This is a genomic window from Amycolatopsis rhabdoformis (genome assembly GCF_035918295.1).
Taxonomy (GTDB): domain Bacteria; phylum Actinomycetota; class Actinomycetes; order Mycobacteriales; family Pseudonocardiaceae; genus Amycolatopsis; species Amycolatopsis rhabdoformis.
Genome location: NZ_CP142149.1, coordinates 8,777,898 through 8,800,984 on the forward strand (window position 1 = coordinate 8,777,898; position 23,087 = coordinate 8,800,984).

Below are 23,087 nucleotides of genomic sequence, written 5' to 3' on the forward strand. Positions count from 1 at the left end.
GTCGCACATCACGCGAAAGAGCGGTCACGCAATGTGCGTGGCCGCCCTTTTTTCGTGTCTCATGGAGCCATGCCGACGACGACATTCACCGCGCCCGACGGGCTCCGCCTGAGCTACACGGTGTGGGAGGGCGACGGTCGGCACCGTCGCCCGGTCGTGCTCCAACACGGCTTCGCGGCGGACGCGCAGGTGAACTGGGTCGGCACGGGCGTCGTCCGCACCCTGCTCGAGGCCGGCTTCACCGTGATCGGCCTCGACGCCCGCGGCCACGGCGCGTCGGACAAGCCCCACGACCCGGCCCGCTACGGCCAGGACGTGATGGCCCGCGACATCTCCGCCCTGCTCGACCACCTGGGCCTCGACGAGGTCTCCCTGGCCGGCTACTCGATGGGCGCCATCGTCGCCCTCATCACCGCCACCGAGGACAAACGCGTGCGCTGCCTGGCCACCGGCGGCATCGGCGCGGGCATCATCGACTTCGGCGGCGTGGACACACGCGTGGTCAGCCCGGAGGAACTCGCCGAAGGCCTCCTCGTGGAGAACCACGCCGACGTGCCCGCCCAGGTCCGCCCCTTCCGCCGCCTGGCCCGCCGCACCGGCGCCGACGTCGAAGCCCTCGCCGCCGTGCTCCGCGCCTCCCGCCGCACCTCGATCCCGCTCACGGAGATCACCGTCCCCACCCTGATCCTGGCCGGCGAACGCGACCAACTCGCGGCCCAACCGGAGCGCCTCGCCATCGGCATCGCGGGCGCCCGCCTGGTCCGCGTCCCGGGCGACCACATGACGGCCGTGGCGGACCCCGCGTTCGCCCTGGCGCTGGCGGATTTCTTCGCCTATTCGGATACCGGGGAGACGAGGTTCGCGATCTCTTCGCCGGCGTAACCGAGCTCGGCGAGCAGCTCGCTCGTGTGCTCACCGCGCGCGGGCGTGTGCCGGCGGACCGACGCCGGGGTGTCCGAGAGGATCATCGGCGGCCCGACCTGGCGATAGGTGCCTTCGGTCGGGTGCTCGGCCAGCGACACGAGGCCGCTGCCGGTGTAGTACGGGTCGGTCTCGACGTCTTCGAGCTCGAGCACCGGCGCGAACGGCACGGACAGCTCGGCGCAGATCCGCTGCCACTGCGCGGTGGTCTTCTCGACGGACAGCTTGCCGATCTCGTCGTAGAGCTCGCTGTAGTGCTTCGCGCGGCTCGCCGGGTCACCGAAACGCGGGTCCGCGGCGAGGTCTTCGCGGCCGGCGGCGCGGAAGAAGTCGGCGATGTTCTTCTCGGTGTAAGGCAGGATGCAGGCCCAGCCGTCGGCCGTGCGCACGGCCTGGTGGCCCTCGGTCATCGACCGGTTGAAGCCCATCGGACCGATCGCGGGTTCGAACGTGTGGCCCGCGAGGTGCTCGACGAGGTTGAACGCCAGCATCGTGTCGGCCATCGGCACCTCCACGCGCTGGCCGCGGCCGGTGGTGTGCTGGTGCACCACGGCGGCGAGCACGGAGTAGACGATGGTGAGCGCGCAGAGCTTGTCGGCGAGGATCGTCGGCGCGTAGGTGGGTTTGCCGGTCGCGCGGCGCATCAGGTCGGCCATGCCGGAGGACGCCTGCACGATTTCGTCGTAGGCGGCGAGGCCGGCGCGGTCGGAGTCACTGCGGAAACCCTGGGCATTGCAGTACACGAGCCGCGGGTTGACCTCCGCGAGCTGCTCGTAGCCGAGGCCGAGGCGCTGCAGCGCGCCCGGGCGCATGTTGGTCACCAGCACATCGGCGGTTTTCACCAGGCGCAGGAAGGCTTCGTGGCCCGCGGCCGACTTCAGGTCGAGCTCGACGCTGCGCTTGTTGCGGTTGACGTTGAGCGCGAGCGCGCCCATGCCGTCGTGACGCTGGGGGTGCGTATGGCGGGTGCTGTCACCCGCGGGCGACTCGACCTTCACCACGTCGGCCCCGAGGTCGCCCATGATCTGGGTGGCGTAGGGGCCCATGACCACGGACGACAGGTCGATCACCCGGATGCCGTGCAGGGCGCCTTCGGTCACTGGTTCCTCCTTGATCGATTACCTCTCTCTTGAACTTAGGTAGGCTAAGTAATCTACGCAATGTGATACTTTGATACCTATATGGGTAATCGAGAGCACCACCGCACGGTCGATCGCGTTGCCGCGATCCTGGAGGCGGTGGCCAACAGCGCCACGGGCCTCACACTCACGCAGCTCGCCGCGCGGCTCGACGCACCGGTGTCGTCGGTGCAGAAGCTGGTGAACGGTCTCGCCGCCGTCGGGTACCTCGACGAACAGGAGCGGCACTTCGTGCTCGGCCCGGCGCCCCACGTGCTCACCGTGCGGTCCGGCCGCGTGCCGGTGCGCTCGGTGTCGCACGCGGCGCTGGCTTCGCTCAGCGCGGCCGCCGGTTGCGCGGCGCTGCTGGCGGTGCAGGTGGGTGACAGTGCGGTGTACGTCGACTGGGCCGGCACGGACGAGCCGTTCGACTACGCGCTTTCCCGGTCGCTTCGCTCGGCGTTGCCACGCACGGCCGCGGGGCGCGTGCTGCTCGCTTCGCTGCCGGAAGCCGACCGCCGGGCGTTGGTGGCGCAGGAACCCGACACCCGCGTGGGCGTCGACCTGCTCGCCGAGGCGGCTCGGATTCGCGCGCAGGGCTACGCGGTGGTCGACTCCGGGCACGCCATGGAGACGATGGCCGCGGTCGCCGTGCCCGTCTCGGAAGCCGGGCGCGTGGTCGCGGCCGCCGCGCTGGCCGCGCCGTCCGAAGTGGTCACGGCGCGGCTGCCGGAGCTGCTCAGGACGTTGGGGGAGTGGAGTTCGACGCTGGACCGCACTTCGCCGGCCCCGGCGAGTGGCCCGTGATCAGCCACTGGCCCTTGTCCACTTGGGTCACCGTGAACACGCCGAGCGCCGGGCCGCCGGCGATGGGGTAGTCGCACGAGTCGATGGTGACCGTGCCGGCCGCCGGCGCCCCGGAAACGTACGAGGGCAACGATTCGGCGTAGTCGTTCTCGTTGGTGACTTGCGCGTGCAGCTTCTCCACGGCCACCTTGCAGTCGGGCTGGCCGACGTCCTGGGCGAACTTCGTCTGGATCGGCTCGTCGAACCGGCCGCACGCGTCTTCGACCCGGCCCTGCGCGATGTTGTGGAAGACGAAGCGCACGGCCTCGTACGGATTCGTCGAGAAGATGTGGTTCGTGTGGTACGTCCCGCCGCCTTCCGCTGCGATCTGCGCCGACGACTTGCCTTCGTCGCTGGGGAAGAAGTGGCGGTAGGCCCACGTGGCGGCGATGCCGAGGATCAGCAGCACGATCACCCAGCCCAGGATCTTCCCGCCGAGGCGCTTGAGCCAGCGGGGGACCGGGCGGCGACGGCGGGGTTCCTCGTAGCGCTCCAGCGCGCCAGGTCGCTCAGGGGGAACGGGAGGCTCCCAGCCCTGCTGTGTCTGCGGCTGGCGTGAGCCCGCGGGGACGAGGCCGGCGTCGGTTTGGGGGGCCGGTTGGTTGCCTTGCTGGGCTTGGGTGAAGCGGAGGTAGTCCTGGAACTGCTGGAACTGGCGGAACTGCTCCAGCTGCGCGGCGTCGAGCGGCGGCTGGTCGGGCGCCGACGGCAGAGCGGGGAGGTTCGCGCCGTCCGCGCCGGTGCCGGGCGACGGTGGCTGCTGCTGGGAGGCAGGCCACTGTCCCTGACCCGACGGCTGCGGCAACCCTCCCGGAATCGGTTGCGGGCCGTCGGCAGGTCGGGGGCCGGGGCCGGGTGGGTTGTCCGGCTGTCCGTGATCACGCTGCTCCGCCACGTCACCAATGATGCCCGCCCGCGCGGAAAAGGCCGAGTCCGGGCGGCTTGTCGCTGGTCAAAGGAGGGGGCCGATGATGAGCCGCCACCGAGTCGGTTATAGTTGTCGACGGTTCTACCGAAGACCGCTGGTTTTCCGGATGCCCCACGGCTTCCGGAACGAAGGTCCCGCGATACGGCGGGCGGCCCGCGCAGGAGGAACGAGGTTCGGCTCTCTCCCCGGAGAATGGCCGTGTAACGCCCCGTGCTGACTGCGCGTGGGCGTTTTTGTCGTTTCAGAGGCCTCTCGACGGACCAGTGGAATCCACTAGCCAAGAGAGGAGGCGACCATGGCGAAGCCCGACAAGGTGGCGGCCGTCGCCGAGATCGCGGAGAGCTTCCGCAGCAGCTCGGCCACCGTCGTTACCCAGTACACCGGCCTCTCCGTGTCCCAGCTGTCCCAGCTGCGCCGCGCTCTCGGCACCAGTGCCAAGTACCGGGTCGCGAAGAACACCCTCGTGAAGCGTGCCGCCGAGGACGCCGGCGTCCAGGGCATGGACGACCTGTTCGTCGGCGCGACCGCGATCGCCTTCGTCGAAGGTGAGCCGGTCGACGCCGCGAAGGCGCTTCGCGACTTCGCGAAGGACAACAACGCGCTTGTCATCAAGGGCGGCTACATGGACGGCAAGCCGCTGTCCGTGGACGAGATCAGCAAGATCGCCGATCTCGACAGCCGTGAGGTCCTGCTCGCCAAGGCCGCGGGCGCGTTCAAGGCGAAGCTGTCCCAGGCCGCCGCGCTGTTCCAGGCGCCGGCGTCCCAGGTCGCCCGCCTGGCTGCTGCCCTGCAGGAGAAGCAGGGCGACGCCGCCGGTACCGAAGCAGCCGAAGCACCCGCCGAGAGCTGATCCACCCCCACCCCGAACGTCGAGTTCGTTCGTTTTTCTGAGAGGAAGCCATCATGGCGAAGCTGAGCACCGCCGAGCTGATCGACGCCTTCAAGGAGCTCACCCTTCTTGAGCTGTCGGACTTCGTGAAGGAGTTCGAGACCACCTTCGACGTCACCGCCGCCGCCCCGGTCGCCGTTGCCGCCGCCGGCCCCGTGGGTGCCGCCCCGGCCGCCGCCGAGGAGCAGGACGAGTTCGACGTCATCCTCGAGGGTGCCGGCGACAAGAAGATCCAGGTCATCAAGGTCGTCCGCGAGGTCGTCTCGGGCCTGGGCCTGAAGGAGGCCAAGGAGCTGGTCGAGGCCGCTCCCAAGGCGATCCTGGAGAAGGTCGACAAGGAGGCCGCCGAGGCCGCCAAGGAGAAGCTCGAGGCCGCGGGCGCCAAGATCTCCGTCAAGTGATCTGAGGCGCGTCAGCGCCTACTGCACCACCTCGTGAAGGGGCGGGCATCCGATTCGGATGCCCGCCCCTTTCGTTTACGCGCCAAGGCAAGCAGCGCGCGAACTCCGACCCGGTCCAGACACCGCCGCCCGACGGCGCACCCACGTGGTTCGGAGCCCGCCGAAGCGGTCACACTCGGCGGCGCGCCAAGCCTTTCGTTGTGATCACGACCGGTAACAACCTGGGGTACGCAAGCGTCTTCCCGGCGGCGAAGCGCCACTCACCGTCACCAGGAAGGCCCCGAAATGACCGACGACACCGCTGCCCTGCCCCGCTACTACTCGACCAGCGATCTCCATCCCGAAGAAGTCCAGAAGCGGCTCAAGGAATCCGCCGAAGTGGGCCACAACCAGGCCCATGTGCAGCGCCTGCTCGTCGAACTGCTCGCCCAGCAGATCGCCACCCGCCGCTACGTCATGGTGCTCACCACCATCGCCGTGATCGGCGTCGTCGCTTCCGTGATCTGCGGGATCGTGATCGCCTCGGGTGTCTCCCGGTGACCAAGGCGAACCACTCGGTTACGTCGAGTTGGTCGTCGATCTGTTCCGTTTACTCCTGTTAGCCCGACGGAGTGAGGGCGTTTGGGCCATCTGGATCTGCGCCCCGGAGTGACGTGCACTACCGTGCTGCCAGCGGTCACCGGACAACACCACGAACGGGTGAGGTGCTCACCGGCCTCGGCAAGGTCGAAAACTGGTGAGTAACCTGTTCGCACTCAGCTCGTTGCACCTGGTTGACGCGGAGATCGCGGCGCGCATCGGCGCGGGCTCCGCTGCCAGTGGCGGCGGGGCGGCGATGCGCGACGACGCGGAACAGCTCCTGGAGGTGTGATGGGCGCCGAGGTGGTCATCGAAGGTCTCACGAAGTCCTTCGGCAGGCAGACCATCTGGCGGGACGTGACGCTGACGCTGCCCCCGGGTGAGGTGTCCGCGATGCTCGGCCCGTCGGGAACCGGTAAGTCGGTGTTCCTCAAGTCCATGATCGGCCTGCTGAAGCCCGACAAGGGCCGCTGCGTGATCAACGGCGTGGACATCGTCACGTGCTCCGAGCACAAGCTCTACGAGATCCGGAAGCTCTTCGGCGTCCTCTTCCAGGACGGCGCCCTCTTCGGCTCCATGAACCTCTACGACAACGTCGCGTTCCCGTTGCGGGAGCACACGAAGAAGTCGGAGTCGGAGATCCGCCGCATCGTCGGCGAGAAGCTGGAGATGACGGGTCTGGCCGGCGCGGACAAGAAGCTGCCCGGCGAGATCTCCGGCGGTATGCGCAAGCGCGCCGGCCTCGCGCGGGCGCTGGTGCTCGACCCGCAGATCATCCTGGTCGACGAGCCGGACTCCGGTCTGGACCCCGTGCGCACCGCGTACATCTCGCAGCTGCTCATCGACCTCAACACGCAGATCGACGCGACGATCCTCATCGTGTCCCACAACATCAACCTCGCGCGCACGGTGCCCGACAACCTGGGCATGCTGTTCCGCAAGGAGCTCGTGATGTTCGGCCCCCGCGAGGTGCTGCTCACGAGCGACGAGCCCGTGGTCGAACAGTTCCTCAACGGCCGCAAGCGCGGCCCCATCGGCATGTCCGAGGAGAAGGACACCGCCACGATGGCGCGCGAGGAAGCCGAAGCCGCGGCCGGGCACTCCGACGGCTCGCCCGACGAGGACATCCGCGGGGTCGTGCCGCAGATGCAGCCGAGCCCCGGCCTGCCCGAGCGCGCGGGCGCGCGCCGCCGGATGGACCGCGTGATGCGGATCCTGCACACGCTCCCGGCCAACGCGCAGGAGGGCATCATCGAGTCCCTCACACCGGAAGAGCAGCGGCACTACAACGTGCACGCGAACCCGCGCTACGCGCCGCAGAACCCCGCACCGCAGAACCGTCCCGGCCTCGACGACACGCAGCAGATCCCCCGGATCTCCGACCGCGGGCCCGTGCCGAACCAGCACCAGGGCCAGCTGCCCGCCGACCAGGTCGCCCGCATCCCGGGCGGCGCCGGCGAAGGCGCGCAGCCGAGACCAGGCGGCGGCTACTTCGGTGGCGGCGGCAACGGGCCGGGTGGCGCGTGAGCTCGAACGCATCACCGGCGAAGATCCCCGGGGCGGGCATGCTCCGCGAGACCGGGAACCTGTTCGCCCTCGGTCTCGACATCATCCGCGGCATCTTCCAGCGCCCGTTCCAGCTGCGGGAGTTCATCCAGCAGGCCTGGTTCGTCGCCAGTGTCACGATCCTGCCGACGGCGCTGGTCGCGATCCCGTTCGGTGCGGTCATCTCGCTGCAGTTCGGCGCGCTCGCCCGTCAGCTCGGCGCGCAGTCCTACACCGGCGCCGGTTCGGTGCTCGCCACCGTGCAGCAGGCCAGCCCGCTGGTCACCGCGCTGCTGGTGGCCGGCGCGGGCGGCAGCGCGGTCTGTGCCGACATCGGCGCCCGCACCATCCGCGAGGAGATCGACGCGATGGAGGTGCTCGGCGTCTCCGCCGTGCAGCGCCTGATCGTGCCGCGCACGCTCGCGATGATGCTCGTGGCGCTGCTGCTCAACGGCATGGTCAGCGTGATCGGCGTGCTCGGCGGTTACTTCTTCAACGTCGTGCTCCAGGGCGGCACGCCCGGCGCGTACCTCGCGAGCTTCTCCGCGCTGGCGCAGCTGCCCGACCTCTGGGTCGGTGAGCTCAAGGCCCTGATCTTCGGCTTCATCGCCGCGGTCGTGGCCGCCTACCGGGGCCTGCACCCGAGCGGCGGCCCGAAGGGCGTGGGCGACGCGGTGAACCAGTCGGTGGTCATCACGTTCCTGCTGCTCTTCGTGGTGAACTTCGTGATCACGCTGATCTACCTGCAGATCGTGCCCGGAAAGCTGGACTGACATGACGTTCATCTCGGGTGCCAAGCGCGTCGCCCACCGTCCACTGGAGACCCTGGACACCCTCGGCGACCAGATGTCCTTCTACGGCCGCGCGCTGCTGTGGACGCCGCGCACGCTGCGCCGGTACATGAAGGAAGTGCTGCGCCTTCTCGCCGAGGTGAGCTTCGGCTCCGGCTCGCTCGCGGTCATCGGCGGCACGGTCGGCGTGATGGTCGGCCTCACGCTCTTCACCGGTGTCCTCGTGGGCCTGCAGGGCTACTCGGCCCTGAACTCCATCGGCACCTCGGCGTTCACCGGTTTCCTCACCGCGTTCTTCAACACCCGCGAGATCGCCCCGCTCGTCGCGGGCCTGGCCTTGAGCGCCACGGTCGGCGCCGGCTTCACCGCGCAGCTGGGCGCCATGCGGATCTCCGAAGAGATCGACGCACTCGAAGTCATGGGCGTGCCGAGCCTGCCGTACCTGGTGACCACGCGGATCATCGCCGGGTTCGTGGCCGTGATCCCGCTCTACATCATCGGTCTGCTGAGCTCATACCTCGCGTCCCGGCTGGTCGTGATCTACATCTACGGCCAATCGGCGGGTACTTACGACCACTACTTCGATCTTTTCCTACCACCGCAAGACGTCTTGTACTCGTTCATCAAGGTGCTCATCTTCAGCATCTTGATCATTCTCTCGCACTGCTACTTCGGCTACCGCGCCTCCGGTGGGCCGGCGGGCGTGGGCGTGGCCGTGGGCCGCGCGGTGCGCCTTTCCATCGTCACGGTTTCGATCGTGAACTTCTTCATCGGTTTCGCGATCTGGGGAACCGACGTCACGGTGAGGATTGCGGGATGATCACACTACGGCGGAGGCTCTTGGGCCTGCTGCTCGTGGCGCTGCTCGTGGGAGGTGTGGCCCTGAGCATCGCCTTGTACAACAAGGCGTTCACCAAGTTCGTGACGGTGAAGCTCGAGGCCGACACCATCGGCAACCAGCTGCTGGAGCAGTCGGACGTGAAGGTGCGCGGCCTGATCGTGGGGTCGGTCAAGACCATCGCGGCCACCTCCGACGGTGCCGAACTCACGCTCGACCTGCAGCCCGACTACGTGAAGCTGATCCCCGAAAACGTCTCTGCGCGCTTCCTGCCGAAGACGCTGTTCGGCGAGCGGTACGTGTCGCTCGAGATCCCGAAGAACCCGTCGGCGAAAACGCTGACCGACGGCGACGTGATCCCGCAGGACCGCACGTCCGGCGCGATCGAGCTGGAGCAGGCGTTGCAGCACCTGCTGCCCGTGCTGCAGGCGGTGCAGCCGCAGAAGCTCTCCAGCACCCTCACCGCGATCTCCACCGCGCTGCAGGGCCGCGGCAAGCCGCTCGGTGACACGCTCTCGCAGCTGGGCGACTACATCGGCAAGCTCAACCCGCACGAGCCGCAGCTGCAGCACAACCTCAAGGCGCTGGCGGACTTCTCCGACAACCTCCGCGCCTCGGCGCCGGATCTGGTGCAGAGCCTCGACAACCTGAGCACGACCACCCGCACCGTGGTGGACGAGCGCCAGAACCTCGCGAACCTCTACGGCAACCTCACGAACGCCTCGCAGGACCTGCAGTCGTTCCTGGAAGCCAACTCCCAGAACATCATCAGCCTCGCCGACACCGCGCGGCCCACAGCCGAGCTGCTCGCCAAGTACGCGCCGGAGTACCCGTGCGTGATCGGGCAGATGGCGAAGCTCGTGCCGGTGGTGGACAAGGCGCTGGGCAAGGGCACGAAGCAGCCCGGCCTGCACGCGACGATCGAGGTGGTCGTGAACCGCGGTCCCTACAAGGCCGGTCAGGACGAGCCGCGGTTCGAGGACAAGCGCGGCCCGCGCTGCTACGACCTCAAGAACCTGCCGAACCCGTTCCCGCAGGAGCCGCCGGACGGCGCGTTCAAGGACGGCACCAAGCCCACTCCGGGCTCGAACTCCCACAGCACCGGCGTGAACCCCGGCAACTTCCTCTCCGACGCCGCCGGCCTCGGCGGCGGCACGAGCGGCGGCGACCCGGCGTACTCGGGCGCGGAGAACGACTTCCTCGGCCAGCTCGTCGGTCCGCAGGTCGGCATGCCGGAGGGTGACTTCCCGGGCTGGGGCTCGCTGCTCGTCGGCCCGCTCTACCGGGGCGCGGAGGTGACGGTGAAGTGAGGGGTCTGGCCGCACCGCTGATCAAGCTGTCGATCTTCGTGGTGATCACCGTGCTGTTCACCGCCGTGCTCGGCATCAGCATCGCCAACATCAACACCACCAGCACCAAGGATTACTCGGCGCGCTTCACCGACGCGACGCTGCTGCTCAACGGCGACGACGTGCGCATCGCCGGCGTCCGCGTGGGCACCGTGAAGGACGTGAAGATCGTCGACAAGCGCCAGGCGCAGGTCGACTTCGCGGTCGACGCCGGACGCACGCTGCCGGCCGGGGTCACCGCGCAGATCAAGTTCCGCAACCTCGTTGGCCAGCGCTACCTCTCGCTCGGCGAGGGCAGCGACACCTCCGGCAAGACGCTGGCGCCGGGCGGCACCATCCCGCTCGAACGCACCACGCCGGCGCTCGACCTCACCGAGCTGTTCAACGGGTTCAAGCCGCTGTTCACCGCGCTGAACCCCGACGACGTCAACAAGCTCTCCTACGAGGTCATCCAGGTCCTGCAGGGTGAGGGCGGCACGGTCGAAAGCCTGCTGTCGCACACGGCCTCGCTGGCCACCACGATCGCCGACAAGGACAAGGTGATCGGCGAGGTCATCGACAACCTCAACTCGGTGCTCGACACGGTCAACGCGCACACGCCGCAGCTGAGCGACCTGATCGTGAAGCTGCAGCAGCTGGTGTCCGGCCTGGCGCAGGACCGCAAGCCGATCGGCGACGCGATCGACAGCCTCGGCACCCTGGCCCAGACCACCGCCGGTCTGCTCGGCGACGCACGCCAGCCGTTGAAGGACGACATCGGTGCGCTCGGCGACCTGGCGACCAAGCTCAACAAGAACGAGCCGACGCTGGAACACTTCATCCAGTTCCTGCCCACGAAGGTGAGCGCGCTGACCCGCACCGCCGACTACGGCTCCTGGTTCAACTTCTACGCCTGCGAGGTCAAGGGCAGTGTCGCCCTGCCGCCGCTGATCAACCAGCCGATCGACGTGCCGCTGCTGCCGTCCAACCGGGAGAGGTGCAGCGGATGAAGTCCTTCCAGAAGCGCAACCCCGTCCCGATCGCCTTGGTCGGGATCGCGGTGATCGTGCTCGGCTTCGTGGCCGCGCTGAACTCCGACGACCTGCCGGTGATCGGTGGCGGCACCACCTACAGCGCCGAGTTCTCCGAGGCCGCCGGGCTCACGACCGACAACGACGTGCGCATCGCCGGCGTGAAGGTCGGCAAGGTGTCGGCGATCAAGCTCGACGGCGCCAGCGTGAAGGTGTCGTTCAAGGTCAAGGACGCCTGGCTCGGCGACAAGACTTCGGCCGCCATCAAGATCAAGACGCTGCTGGGCCAGAAGTACCTCTCGCTCGACCCGCAGGGCGTCGGCACGCTCAACCCGGGCCAGCCGATCCCGCGCGACCGCACGATGTCGCCCTACGACGTGCTCGACGCGTTCCGCGGCCTCTCGCAGACCGTGGACGACATCAACACCGACCAGCTGGCGAAGAGCTTCGACACCATCACCCAGACCTTCGCCAACACGCCGGAAGACGTGAAGGGCGCGCTCTCGGGCCTCTCCAAGCTCTCGGACACCATCGCCTCGCGCGACTCGCAGCTGTCGAACCTGCTGGCCAACACCCGCGAGGTGTCGCAGACGCTGGTCGACCGCGACGCCGAGGTGCAGAAGCTGATCACCGACGGCAACCAGCTGCTCGACGAGATCTCCAAGCGCGAGCAGGCCATCACCGCGCTGCTGCAGGGTTCCCAGGAACTGGCCACGCAGCTCCAAGGCCTGGTCGACGACAACGACAAGCAGCTCGACCCCGTGCTCACGCAGCTCGACCAGCTCACCTCAATGCTGCAGCGCAACCAGGACTCGCTCGCGCAGGGCCTCGCCAAGTTCGCCCCGTTCGTGCGCGTGTTCACCAACACCATCGGCACCGGGCACTGGTTCGACAACTACATCTGCGGCCTCGTGGCGCCGTCGGTCGGACCGCTCAACCAAGAGGGGTGCTACACGAAATGAGTGACACCCGGTTCGGCCAGTCGCTCCTGCGCGGCGCGTCCATCGCCGTCGTGCTCGCCCTCGTGGTCGCGGGCGGCCTCTGGTGGACGCTCAAGGACGCGGGGCGCAACCACCTCACCGCGTACTTCTCCGGCGCCGTCGGCCTCTACGAGGGCAACAGCGTGCGGATGCTCGGCGTCGACCTCGGCACGGTCACCAAGGTCCAGCCCATGGGCAACCAGGTGCGCGTGGACTTCGAGTACGACCGCACGGTGCCGGTGCCCGCCGACGCGAAAGCGCTGATCGTGTCGCCGTCGCTGGTCAGCGACCGCTACATCCAGCTCGCGCCCGCGTACACCGGTGGCCCGAAGATCTCCGACGGCGCCGTGATCCCGCTCAACCGCACCGAGGTGCCGCTCGAGGTCGACCAGCTCGCCGCGAGCCTCGCGAAGGTGAGCGAGACGCTCGGGCCCAACGGTGCCAACAAGAACGGGTCGCTCTCGGACCTGCTCAACACCGTCGCGAAGAACGTGGACGGCAACGGCCAGGCCCTGCACGACACGATCGCCAAGCTCGGCCAGGCGTCCGGCACGCTCGCAGGCAACAAGGACGACCTCTTCCAGACCGTGCAGAACCTCGGCCAGTTCTCCCAGACGCTGGTCAACAGCGACGGCCAGGTGCGCCAGTTCGAGAGCCAGCTCGCCGACGTGAGCGGCTACCTGGCGGGGGAGAAGGACGACCTCGCCGCCACCGTGCAGCAGCTGAGCACCACGCTGCAGTCGGTGCAGGGCTTCATCGAGCAGAACCGCGGCCGGCTCAAGTCCAATGTGGACAAGCTGGCCAGCGTGACCAAGGTGCTCGTGGACCAGCGCAGCGCGCTGTCGGAGATCCTCGACGTGGCGCCGGTGGCGCTGTCGAACCTCGTGAACGTGTACAACGGCTCCGCGGGCACGCTCGACGCGCGGCCGAACCTCAACGAGCTCACGCAGCCGCCGCTGGTGATGGTCTGCAACCTGCTCAAGCAGGCGCCGGACGCGCTGAAGCTGCTCGGTGACACGTGCGGCGGGATCGCGGGTGTGGTCGACGGCCTCGTGCCGCTGCCCTCCACCGCGCAGGTCCTGCAGTCACTGCAGAACGGCAAGCTGCCGCCACTGCCGCTCCCGCTCGCGGGCCAGGTCTACGGGACGGGGAGCTGAGCATGAAGCGCCTCAGGAGGTTCGCCGCCGCCGGCGTGGTCACCACGGTGTCCGCGCTGGTGCTTTCGGGCTGCGGGTTCACCGGCATCTACGACGTGCCGCTGCCGGGCGGTGCCGACCTCGGCAGCCACCCGTACAAGGTGAAGGTGCAGTTCTCCGACGTGCTCGACCTCGTGCCGCAGGCCGGCGTGAAGGTGAACGAGGTGCCGGTGGGCCAGGTCGAGTCCGTGGGCCTCACGCCGGACGGCTGGCACGCCGAGGTCACCGTGGAGATCAACGGCGACGTGAAGCTGCCGGCCAACGCGCTGGCCAACGTGAAGCAGTCGAGCCTGCTCGGCGAGAAGTACGTGGAGCTCTCCTCGCCCGGCGACGGGCAGGCACAGGGCACGCTCGCGGACGACGCCACGATCCCGCTCGCGCGCACCGGCCGCGACGTCGAGGTCGAAGAGGTGCTCGGCGCGCTGTCACTGCTGCTCAACGGTGGTGGGGTGGAGCAGCTCAACACCATCACCAAGGAGCTCAACAACGCGACGGCGGGCAAGGAGCCCGACATCAAGGCGTTGCTGGACAACGCCAACGAGCTCGTGACGAACCTCGACGAGCAGTCGCGCAACATCACGCGCGCGCTCGACGGGCTCGACCGGCTGTCGATGACGCTCAAGGACCAGAAGGACAAGCTGGTGGGCGCGGTCGACAACCTCGGCCCCGGCATCGGGGTGCTCGAGCAGCAGCGCGGCCAGCTCGTGACCATGCTCAACGCGCTGAACAACCTCTCCGGCGTCGCCACCGACACGGTGACCAAGAGCAAGGCGGACCTCGTGGCCGACCTCAAGGCCCTCACGCCGACGCTGCAGAAGCTCGGCGAGGCCGGCAACGATCTGCCGCAGGCGCTGCAGATCCTGCTGACCTTCCCGTTCACCGACCAGGCCTACGACGACGTGAAGGGCGACTACTTCAACCTCTTCGCGAAGGTCGACCTGAACCTCAAGGACATCATCGACAACCTGGGCCGCAGCCGCGACAACCCGCTGTCGAACCTGCTGCCGGTGCCGGGTCTCACGGGCGGCGTGAGCGGCACGCCGGGCGACCAGCCGCCGCCGCTGTCGTTCCCGACCGACCCGGGTTCGGACGGGCAGAAGCCCAGCTCGACCGGCGGCCAGGGCGGCGGCAAGCCGCAGGGCGGGCTGTCCGGGCTCTTCGGGATCCTGTCGGGAGGTGCGGGCTGATGTTGCTGCGCAAGACGAAGTTCCAGCTCGTGGCCTTCGCGATCATCTCGGTCGTGGCGCTCGTGTACGCCCTGGTCCGCTTCGCCGGCCTCGGCACGGTGTTCGGCGACGGCGGCTACACGGTGAAGCTGCAGCTCAACGAATCGGGCGGCATCTTCACCAACGCCGAGGTGACCTACCGCGGCTTCAACATCGGGCGCGTCGGCCAGCTGCGGCTCACGCAGACCGGGCTCGAGGCCGACCTGAACATCGATCCGTCGGCGCCGCAGGTGCCCGCCGACCTCGACGCGGTGGTCGCCAACCGCTCGGCCGTGGGTGAGCAGTACGTGGACCTGCGGCCGAAGAACGACAAAGGTCCCTACCTCGCGGGCGGCTCGGTGATCCCGGCGTCGAAGACGACCGTGCCGGTGAGCACCGACCGGCTGCTGTCCGACCTCGACTCGCTCGCGGCGTCGGTGCCCACCGACTCGCTGCGCACCGTGGTGGACGAGTCCTACGACGCGTTCCGCGGCACCGGCGGCGACCTGCAGCAGCTGCTCGACACCGCGCAGAGCTTCACCGCCACGGCCCAGCAGTACCTGCCGCAGACCGTGCAGCTGCTCGACGCCGGCGGCCAGGCGCTGGACACGCAGAACCACGAGGCCTCGAACTTCGCGGACTTCTCGAAGAACCTCAACGAGCTCACCGGCACGCTGAAGAACTCCGACGGCGACCTGCGCAAGCTCATCGGCATCACGCCGCAGGTCGCGACCCAGATCGACCAGGTCGTGAACGAGACCGGGCCGGGCCTCGGCGCGCTCACGGCGAACCTGCTCACCACGGCCAACATCACCGTGACCCGCCTCGACGGCATCGAGCAGGGCCTGGTGACCTACCCGGCGCTGGCCGGCGCGGCGTCGAGCGTGGCGCCGGGCGACGGCACCGCGCACCTCGGGCTCGTGCTGAACCTGTTCAACCCGCCGGCCTGCACGAAGGGCTACCTGCCCTACAGCCAGTACCGCACCGGCGCGGACACCTCGCCGCGCCCGGCCGACGACAACGCGTACTGTGCCGAGCCGAAGGGCAGCCCGATCAACGTTCGCGGGTCGCAGAACGCGCCCTACGGCGGTGCTCCGGTCGCGCCGTCGCAGGCCGATGTGACCGACAACGCGGGCCGCCCGGCCCAGGAGCTGCAGGACATGCGCGACGCCGCCGTGCCGGGCGTAGCCGGAAGCCCCGGTGTCTCGTTGAACAGTCTGGGCGCGCTGCTCGGCCTCGGCTGAGGCCGAGCCGACCCGGATCGATGACCGTTACAACCCTGGAGTGATATGAGTTCCGAACAGGCCGCCGCCGAGGAAGAGGTGACCTCGACCTCGCCGGAGCCGGACGCCTCGGCTTCCGCCGCCGAGGCCACGTCGGCCGCCGCACCGGCCAAGCGGGGCCTGCCGGGCTCGCCGCGGGTGTGGCTCTTCGGCGCCGGGGGGTTCGCGCTTGCCGCCTTCGTGGTCGCGGTGGTCTTCGGGATCATGTGGTGGGTCGCGGGCACCGGTGACAACGCCGCTCTGGCGCAGTCGCGCGACGACGTCGTGAAGGCGGGTGCCAACGCGGTCAAGGCCTACACCGAGGTCGACTACGAGCACCTCGACGACGTCTTCAACCGCCAGAAGTCGGTGTCCGACTCCGACATGGCCAAGCAGATCGACCAGCTGAAGCCCACGTACGGCAAGGCGCTGACCGACGCGAAGACGAAGGTCACCACGACCGTGCAGGACATCGCGGTCGAGGAGCTCGACGACCACGAGGGCAAGGCCAGCTTCCTCGCCGCCATCACCACGAACGTCACCCAGGGCGCGCAGACCTCCGCGAAGGCGCTGCGCCTGGAGGTCTCGATGACCCGCGTCGGAAACGACTGGAAGCTGTCCGGCATCGACAACGTCCCCCTCGTCGCCGCCGGCCAGTAGCTTCACCGCAGAACGGAGTTCCGTAGTGCCCCCCTCCCGCCGCCAGCCGCCCCGCAGCAGCACCCCGCCGGCCCGCCGGCCGAGGGTCGCCGGGCTGCGCAAGCCGTCGAGCGCGGACGCGGCACCTGCGTCCACCGACGAGCTGCCGACCCCTGCTGCTGCGCCGTCGCCGTCGCCGTCTGTGTCACCGTCGCCGGCGAAGCACCGCTCGCGTCCGGTGCCGCGGCCCGGCCCGCTGACCAGCGCCGATCCGTCCGAGGTCACGCAGGAGATCCGGTTCCCGAAGAGCGCGGGCATCTCGCGCTCGCGGGGGATCGCGACCGATTCTGACGCCGGCTCGACTGATGCCGACGTCACGGCGCCGGTCGAGGACGAGACCGAGGTCGACGCCCTCACCGGCGAGACGCTGGACACCGAAGACGCCGAGGACACTGCCGACACCGACGCACCGCTGCGCACGGCACCTCGCCGCAAGCGCCGCGACTCGGGCCGCGCGAAGCCGACGGACGCCGACGAGTTCGAGCAGCACGCCGCCGGTGCCGGTGCCGCTGGTGCCGTCGTGCCGCCGCCGTGGGCTCGCCCGCCGGGCCGCGACCGCTCGCAGGCGCTGATCGTGGTGCTGCTCGTCGTGGGCCTCGTCTTCGTCGGCGGCGCGGTGTTCTTCAAGCTGGGCTACGACGACGTCGCGGATTCCACCAGCAACACCGCCCTGCTCGACGTCGCGAAGACCGCGCAGGTCAAGGACCAGGTCTCGAAGGCCACCGAGGCCCTGTTCTCCTACGACTTCAACAACATCAAGAAGACCGAGGACGCCGCCAACGGCCTGCTCGCCAACGACGAGGTCAAGGCCAAGTACAACTCGCTCATGGGCGAGGTGAAGCGTCTCGCGCCGCAGCAGAAGATGGTCGTGACCTGCAAGGTCACCCGCAGCGCCGTGATCATGCTCAACGGCGACCTCGCCCGCGTCATGGTGTTCGTCGACCAGACCTCCACCCGCGCCGACACCAAACAGACCACCGCCGGCTCCGCCCAACTCCACGTCGACGCCCAACTCCAGGGCGACACGTGGAAGATCACGGACCTCGACACGTACAAGGCCCCGGCCCCACCCGCGGCGAACCCGCCCGCGTCGGCCCCGGCATCCGCGCCGCCGCCGTCCAAGTAGCCCCAGCCGCACGCACGAACGCCACGGAGGCCCGGCCCCGCTCCTCGCGGGCACCGGGCCTCTGTGGGCTCCAGCCTCGTATCCGGGATCACTCGTTCGACGAGCTCTCACGGGGGCCTCGCTTCTGTCGGTCGGCTCTCGGGTACGCGGGTTAGGCGCTGGCCCGCGCCTCGGCCGGGGCAGCCCCGGCTCGCTGATCTCATGGGGTCAGGTGCGTGCTCTCGCGGGGCTGGGCCTCTGCCGGCTCGGGCTCATGTCCCAAGGCCTGGCGTCGCCTCGGCCGAACCGCTCGCGCCGGCCCGGGCGTCGGCGCGGCCGTCGAGGTAACCCTTGCCGACTGCCCTCCCGAACTGGAGCTACAACCACGAACGCCACAGAGGCCCGGCACCCGCTCCTCGCGGGCACCGGGCCTCTGTGGGCTCCAGCCTCGTATCCGGCTCCTGAGGCCCTCACCCTCGAGCCGTCATCCCGCCCCGGCCCTGAGCGCTCCAATACGGCCTTCAGGGCCCAGCGGGCCTCGAGGGCCCCGGATCAGCCCCTCAGCGCAGCCTCAACACAACGACTGCAGCGCCGTCCGCAACGCCCCACGGTGCAGCTCGTCGAGGTGGTCGACGACGTCCGCCGAGATCTGTGCCTCGAGCGCGTCGATGCGGCACGCCGTGCCGGGCTCGCGCACGTCGTTCGTGGCGACCAGCTCGGTCAGCAGCGCCGTGGTCAGCTCGTCGAGTTCGGCGCGGATCTCGGTGAGGTCCGGGCGGGTGGTCGGGGCTTCTTCGGGGTGGGCCGTCCAGCGCGCGAAGAGGCCGCGTTGCACGACCTTGCTCGCGGTGATCTGGTCCTGGAAGAACTCCGCCGTCCGCTCGGGGTCCAGGCCGTGCGCGAAGGCGCGGGTGCGCACCGCCGCGAGTTCCTGCTGTTCGCGCGCGGGGTCGTCGATCGGCTTGTCCGTGCCGAACTTCGACGCCGCCACTTCGTCGCCCACGCGCAGGCGCTGCACCACCAGGTCGGTGAGCGGCCCCAGGGGCCCGAAGGCGTGTGCGGCCGTGGCCGCCGTGCTCGTCGTCTCCTCTGCGGCCATGGCCTGCGTGCCTCCCACCGTGAGTGCGCTCACCACGACGCCGGCGAGCGCGACCGCGCGCAGCGTCCTGTTCAGAGCCGTCTTGTCCCGAACCATCTGTGACCTCCCCGTCACGGAGCATCCGACCTGCGGAATCCTAGTCGTGGGAAATTCACCTGACTCGGACATTCCCGCACGGTGGACGAATTCCGGCCGGGAGGCCCGGGTTTCTTGCCCGGCGAGCACCTCCGCGGCCACCCCTAGGGCTCCGAAAGCACCCCGGCTCTCGTGACGCAGAACACCGTTTCGCCGGCGACCGAACGCGCCCCACCACCACGATTCCGCAGGTACCGGTCGGTAACCGGGATGATCATCCCGCTTGTCACCCTCCGCACCCCCTGGTCGACGCTGCGCCAACCGGTCGGACCCCCGTGTGGCATCTTGACTCGGACGCCTCGTGGGTTCAGGCTTACTGCCAACGGTCACGGCCGGGAGCGCGAACCTTGCGGGAGGGACGCAGAACCCGGGCAGGCCGGAGGCATTGCTACAACGCCGCGCGGTAACGCTGAGAAGCGAGGCTGGGCCCCGTCAGGAGAGCCCCCTGGACAGAGCGCGTCGTTCGGGCTAGACTGCCTCTTTGCGCTGCCCTCTTTCAGGCTGCCCGGAGCCGGTAGTTAGAGTAGTGGGCACACGGCACCCCTGACAGTCGCGAAGGCACCTGTTGCCATCACGGCTGCTCACCGCTCATTGTCCCCGGAAGGACGCATCTTGGCAGTCTCTCCCGCGAACCAGGCCACTGCTGCGACCACCTCGGCTGTATCCCGCTCGGAGTCCACGGGTATCCCCGGCGCGCCCCTGCGGGTCTCGTTCGCAAAGATCCGCGAACCCCTCAACACCCCCAACCTGCTGGACGTGCAGCTCCAGTCGTTCCAGTGGTTCACCGGAGCCGAGGCGTGGTTCGAGCGCCGCGTCGAGGAAGGTGAAGAAAACCCGGTCGGCGGCCTGGAAGAGGTCCTCAACGAGATCTCGCCGATCGAGGACTTCTCCGGTTCCATGTCGCTGTCCTTCTCCGCTCCGCGCTTCGACGAGGTCAAGGCCTCGATCGAGGAGTGCAAGGACAAGGACATGACCTACGCGGCCCCGCTGTTCGTCACGGCGGAGTTCGTCAACAACAACACCGGTGAGATCAAGAGCCAGACGGTCTTCCTCGGCGATTTCCCGGTGATGACGGACAAGGGCACCTTCATCATCAACGGCACCGAGCGGGTCGTCGTGTCCCAGCTCGTGCGTTCCCCGGGCGTGTACTTCGACAGCAGTGTCGACAAGACGACCGACAAGGACGTCTTCAGCGTGCGCGTGATCCCGAGCCGCGGTGCGTGGCTCGAGTTCGACGTCGACAAGCGCGACACCGTCGGCGTGCGCATCGACCGCAAGCGTCGCCAGCCGGTCACCGTGCTGCTGAAGGCGCTGGGCTGGACCACCGAGGCGATCCGCGAGCGCTTCTCCTTCTCGGAGACGCTGCTGGCCACCCTCGAGAAGGACCACACCGCCGGCACCGACGAGGCGCTGCTCGACATCTACCGCAAGCTCCGTCCGGGCGAGCCGCCCACGAAGGAGAGCGCGCAGACGCTGCTGGAGAACCTGTTCTTCAAGCCGAAGCGCTACGACCTGGCCAAGGTCGGCCGCTACAAGGTCAACAAGAAGCTCGGTCTCGACACGCCGTACGACACCGGCACGCTGACCGAAGAGGACATCGTCTCGGCCATCGAGTACCTGGTCCGGCTCCACGCCGGCGAGGACAAGATGACCAGCGTGTCCAACGTCGAGGTCCCCGTGGAAACGGACGACATCGACCACTTCGGCAACCGTCGCCTGCGCACGGTGGGTGAGCTGATCCAGAACCAGATCCGGGTCGGTCTCTCCCGCACCGAGCGCGTCGTGCGCGAGCGCATGACCACGCAGGACGTCGAGGCGATCACGCCGCAGACCCTGATCAACATCCGCCCGATCGGCGCGGCGATCAAGGAGTTCTTCGGCACCTCGCAGCTGTCGCAGTTCATGGACCAGAACAACCCGCTGTCGGGCCTCACCCACAAGCGCCGCCTTTCGGCGCTGGGCCCCGGTGGTCTGTCCCGTGAGCGCGCCGGCATGGAGGTTCGCGACGTCCACCCGTCGCACTACGGCCGCATGTGCCCGATCGAGACGCCGGAAGGCCCGAACATCGGCCTGATCGGTTCGCTCTGCTCCTACGCGCGGGTGAACCCGTTCGGCTTCATCGAGACGCCGTACCGCAAGGTCGTCGAGGGCCAGGTCACCGACCAGGTCGACTACCTGACCGCGGACGAGGAAGACCGCTTCGTCAAGGCGCAGGCCAACGCGCCGATCACCGACGACGGCCACTTCGTCGAGAGCAAGGTCCTGGGTCGCCGCAAGGGCGGCGAGGTCGAGCTGATCGACCCGCTCGAGATCGACTACATGGACGTGTCGCCGCGGCAGATGGTCTCGGTCGCCACCGCCATGATCCCGTTCCTCGAGCACGACGACGCGAACCGCGCGCTGATGGGCGCGAACATGCAGCGCCAGGCCGTGCCGCTGCTGCGCAACCAGGCCCCGTACGTGGGCACGGGTGTGGAGCTGCGCGCCGCGGTCGACGCCGGTGACGTCCTCGTGGCCGAGCAGGCCGGCGTGGTCGAGGAGCTGTCCGCGGACATCATCACGATCATGCACGACGACGGCACGCGGAAGAGCTACGGACTGTACAAGTTCCGCCGCTCCAACCACGGCACGTGCTTCAACCACCGCCCGATCGTCAACGAGGGTGACCGGGTCGAAAAGGGCCAGGTCATCGCCGACGGCCCGTCCACCGAAAACGGTGAGATGGCGCTCGGCAAGAACCTGCTCGTGGCGGTCATGCCGTGGGAGGGCCACAACTACGAGGACGCGATCATCCTCTCCGAGCGCCTGGTGCAGGACGACGTGCTCACGTCGATCCACATCGAGGAGCACGAGATCGACGCCCGCGACACCAAGCTGGGCGCCGAGGAGATCACCCGGGACATCCCGAACGTCTCCGAGGAGGTGCTCGCCGACCTCGACGAGCGCGGCATCATCCGCATCGGTGCCGAGGTCCGCGACGGCGACATCCTGGTCGGCAAGGTCACGCCGAAGGGCGAGACGGAGCTGACGCCGGAAGAGCGCCTGCTGCGCGCGATCTTCGGTGAGAAGGCCCGCGAAGTCCGCGACACCTCGCTGAAGGTGCCGCACGGCGAGACCGGCAAGGTCATCGGCATCCGCGTGTTCTCGCGCGAGGACGACGACGAGCTGCCCCCGGGCGTCAACGAGCTGGTCCGCGTCTACGTGGCCCAGAAGCGCAAGATCCAGCCGGGCGACAAGCTCGCCGGCCGCCACGGCAACAAGGGCGTCATCGGCAAGATCCTGCCCGCCGAGGACATGCCCTTCATGGAGGACGGCACCCCGGTCGACATCATCCTGAACACCCACGGTGTTCCGCGACGGATGAACATCGGCCAGATCCTCGAGCTGCACCTGGGCTGGCTGGCCTCGCAGGGCTGGACGATCGAGGGCAACCCGAGCTGGGCGGCCAACCTGTCCGAGGAGCTCTACGACGTCGCGCCGAACACGAACACCGCCACCCCGGTGTTCGACGGCGCGAAGGAAGAGGAGCTCACCGGGCTGCTGGGCTCGACCAAGCCGAACCGCGACGGCGAGCGCATGGTCAAGGAGAACGGCAAGGCCACGCTGTTCGACGGCCGCTCCGGCGAGCCGTACCCGTACCCGGTGTCGGTCGGCTACATGTACATCCTGAAGCTGCACCACCTGGTCGACGACAAGATCCACGCCCGCTCCACCGGCCCGTACTCGATGATCACGCAGCAGCCGCTGGGTGGTAAGGCGCAGTTCGGTGGCCAGCGCTTCGGTGAGATGGAGTGCTGGGCGATGCAGGCGTACGGCGCTGCCTACACGCTGCAGGAGCTGCTCACGATCAAGTCGGACGACGTGGTCGGCCGCGTGAAGGTGTACGAGGCCATCGTCAAGGGGGAGAACATCCCCGAGCCGGGCATCCCGGAGTCGTTCAAGGTGCTCCTGAAGGAGCTCCAGTCGCTGTGCCTGAACGTCGAGGTGCTCTCCAGCGACGGTGCGGCCATCGAGATGCGCGACTCCGACGACGAGGACCTCGAGCGCGCCGCGGCCAACCTCGGCATCAACCTGTCCCGCAACGAGTCGCCCTCGGTGGACGACGTCGTGCACTGATCGCGTGCTGAGCCGGGACCTGCCTCCCGTGGGTCCCGGCTCGCCCGCCAATTCCTCTAGTCGATACAACCCCAA

At 68.7% G+C, this 23,087-nt stretch carries 21 protein-coding genes; 18 read left to right on the top strand and 3 right to left on the bottom strand.

What is annotated here, in order from left to right:
- The first annotated feature begins 69 nt into the window (after positions 1 to 69).
- A complete protein-coding gene (locus VSH64_RS40755; RefSeq protein ID WP_326568070.1) occupies positions 70 to 882 on the top strand; it encodes an alpha/beta fold hydrolase in 813 nt (270 codons plus the stop codon).
- Here VSH64_RS40755 and VSH64_RS40760 read toward each other — a convergent pair.
- Positions 834 to 2,021, bottom strand: a complete 1,188-nt coding sequence (locus VSH64_RS40760; protein ID WP_326568071.1) for a CaiB/BaiF CoA transferase family protein — start codon at positions 2,019 to 2,021, stop codon at positions 834 to 836. The genes VSH64_RS40755 and VSH64_RS40760 overlap by 49 nt on opposite strands.
- An 81-nt stretch (positions 2,022 to 2,102) precedes the next feature.
- Between VSH64_RS40760 and VSH64_RS40765 the strand changes: the two genes are divergently transcribed.
- Positions 2,103 to 2,846: an IclR family transcriptional regulator gene (locus VSH64_RS40765; protein ID WP_326568072.1), complete on the top strand. Its 744-nt coding sequence runs from the start codon at positions 2,103 to 2,105 to the stop codon at positions 2,844 to 2,846.
- On the opposite strand, the gene VSH64_RS40770 is transcribed toward VSH64_RS40765, so the two are convergent.
- Positions 2,779 to 3,780 (bottom strand): hypothetical protein, encoded by a 1,002-nt coding sequence (locus tag VSH64_RS40770; RefSeq protein WP_326568073.1) that lies wholly within the window; start codon positions 3,778 to 3,780, stop codon positions 2,779 to 2,781. The genes VSH64_RS40765 and VSH64_RS40770 overlap by 68 nt on opposite strands.
- Before the next feature lie 328 nt (positions 3,781 to 4,108).
- Between VSH64_RS40770 and rplJ the strand changes: the two genes are divergently transcribed.
- The 15 genes from rplJ to VSH64_RS40845 all read left to right on the top strand — a co-directional run bounded on the left by rplJ (position 4,109) and on the right by VSH64_RS40845 (position 17,683).
- Positions 4,109 to 4,663: a 50S ribosomal protein L10 gene (rplJ, locus tag VSH64_RS40775; RefSeq protein WP_326568074.1), complete on the top strand. Its 555-nt coding sequence runs from the start codon at positions 4,109 to 4,111 to the stop codon at positions 4,661 to 4,663.
- 53 nt (positions 4,664 to 4,716) lie between these two features.
- Entirely contained in the window at positions 4,717 to 5,103 is a 387-nt protein-coding gene (gene rplL, locus VSH64_RS40780) for a 50S ribosomal protein L7/L12 (protein WP_326568075.1), read from the top strand.
- Positions 5,104 to 5,388: 285 nt separating this feature from the next.
- A complete protein-coding gene (locus VSH64_RS40785) occupies positions 5,389 to 5,643 on the top strand; it encodes a hypothetical protein (protein WP_326568076.1) in 255 nt (84 codons plus the stop codon).
- Positions 5,644 to 5,839: 196 nt separating this feature from the next.
- Positions 5,840 to 5,974 (top strand): hypothetical protein, encoded by a 135-nt coding sequence (locus tag VSH64_RS40790; RefSeq protein ID WP_326568077.1) that lies wholly within the window; start codon positions 5,840 to 5,842, stop codon positions 5,972 to 5,974.
- Entirely contained in the window at positions 5,974 to 7,209 is a 1,236-nt protein-coding gene (locus tag VSH64_RS40795) for an ABC transporter ATP-binding protein (protein ID WP_326568078.1), read from the top strand. Before VSH64_RS40790 ends, VSH64_RS40795 begins: the two co-directional genes overlap by 1 nt.
- Positions 7,210 to 7,247: 38 nt before the next feature.
- Complete coding sequence (locus tag VSH64_RS40800; protein WP_326838172.1) at positions 7,248 to 8,000, top strand: MlaE family ABC transporter permease; 753 nt, start codon at positions 7,248 to 7,250, stop codon at positions 7,998 to 8,000.
- A 1-nt stretch (position 8,001) separates the two neighbouring features.
- The gene (locus VSH64_RS40805; RefSeq protein ID WP_220246059.1) at positions 8,002 to 8,838 is read left to right on the top strand and encodes an MlaE family ABC transporter permease; all 837 of its coding nucleotides are present in this window, start codon (positions 8,002 to 8,004) and stop codon (positions 8,836 to 8,838) included.
- Complete coding sequence (locus tag VSH64_RS40810) at positions 8,835 to 10,166, top strand: MCE family protein (RefSeq protein ID WP_326568079.1); 1,332 nt, start codon at positions 8,835 to 8,837, stop codon at positions 10,164 to 10,166. Before VSH64_RS40805 ends, VSH64_RS40810 begins: the two co-directional genes overlap by 4 nt.
- Positions 10,163 to 11,194 (top strand): MCE family protein, encoded by a 1,032-nt coding sequence (locus VSH64_RS40815; RefSeq protein WP_326568080.1) that lies wholly within the window; start codon positions 10,163 to 10,165, stop codon positions 11,192 to 11,194. Before VSH64_RS40810 ends, VSH64_RS40815 begins: the two co-directional genes overlap by 4 nt.
- Positions 11,191 to 12,177 (top strand): MCE family protein, encoded by a 987-nt coding sequence (locus VSH64_RS40820; protein ID WP_326568081.1) that lies wholly within the window; start codon positions 11,191 to 11,193, stop codon positions 12,175 to 12,177. The genes VSH64_RS40815 and VSH64_RS40820 overlap by 4 nt, the downstream gene beginning before the upstream one ends.
- The gene (locus tag VSH64_RS40825; protein WP_326568082.1) at positions 12,174 to 13,352 is read left to right on the top strand and encodes an MCE family protein; all 1,179 of its coding nucleotides are present in this window, start codon (positions 12,174 to 12,176) and stop codon (positions 13,350 to 13,352) included. Before VSH64_RS40820 ends, VSH64_RS40825 begins: the two co-directional genes overlap by 4 nt.
- A gap of 2 nt (positions 13,353 to 13,354) precedes the next feature.
- On the top strand, positions 13,355 to 14,578 hold the full coding sequence (locus VSH64_RS40830; RefSeq protein WP_326568083.1) for an MCE family protein: 1,224 nt from the start codon (positions 13,355 to 13,357) through the stop codon (positions 14,576 to 14,578).
- Positions 14,578 to 15,840 carry an MlaD family protein gene (locus VSH64_RS40835; protein ID WP_326568084.1) on the top strand — a complete coding sequence of 421 codons (1,263 nt, stop codon included), beginning with the start codon at positions 14,578 to 14,580 and terminating at the stop codon, positions 15,838 to 15,840. The genes VSH64_RS40830 and VSH64_RS40835 overlap by 1 nt, the downstream gene beginning before the upstream one ends.
- A gap of 45 nt (positions 15,841 to 15,885) precedes the next feature.
- Positions 15,886 to 16,518 (top strand): hypothetical protein, encoded by a 633-nt coding sequence (locus VSH64_RS40840; protein ID WP_326568085.1) that lies wholly within the window; start codon positions 15,886 to 15,888, stop codon positions 16,516 to 16,518.
- A gap of 25 nt (positions 16,519 to 16,543) precedes the next feature.
- Positions 16,544 to 17,683 carry a hypothetical protein gene (locus VSH64_RS40845; RefSeq protein ID WP_326568086.1) on the top strand — a complete coding sequence of 380 codons (1,140 nt, stop codon included), beginning with the start codon at positions 16,544 to 16,546 and terminating at the stop codon, positions 17,681 to 17,683.
- Between the two features lie 550 nt (positions 17,684 to 18,233).
- Here VSH64_RS40845 and VSH64_RS40850 read toward each other — a convergent pair.
- Positions 18,234 to 18,857 carry a chorismate mutase gene (locus tag VSH64_RS40850; protein ID WP_326568087.1) on the bottom strand — a complete coding sequence of 208 codons (624 nt, stop codon included), beginning with the start codon at positions 18,855 to 18,857 and terminating at the stop codon, positions 18,234 to 18,236.
- A 651-nt stretch (positions 18,858 to 19,508) separates the two neighbouring features.
- Between VSH64_RS40850 and rpoB the strand changes: the two genes are divergently transcribed.
- Positions 19,509 to 23,012, top strand: coding sequence for a DNA-directed RNA polymerase subunit beta (gene rpoB / locus VSH64_RS40855; protein ID WP_326568088.1), 3,504 nt, complete (start codon positions 19,509 to 19,511; stop codon positions 23,010 to 23,012).
- Positions 23,013 to 23,087 lie beyond the last annotated feature (75 nt).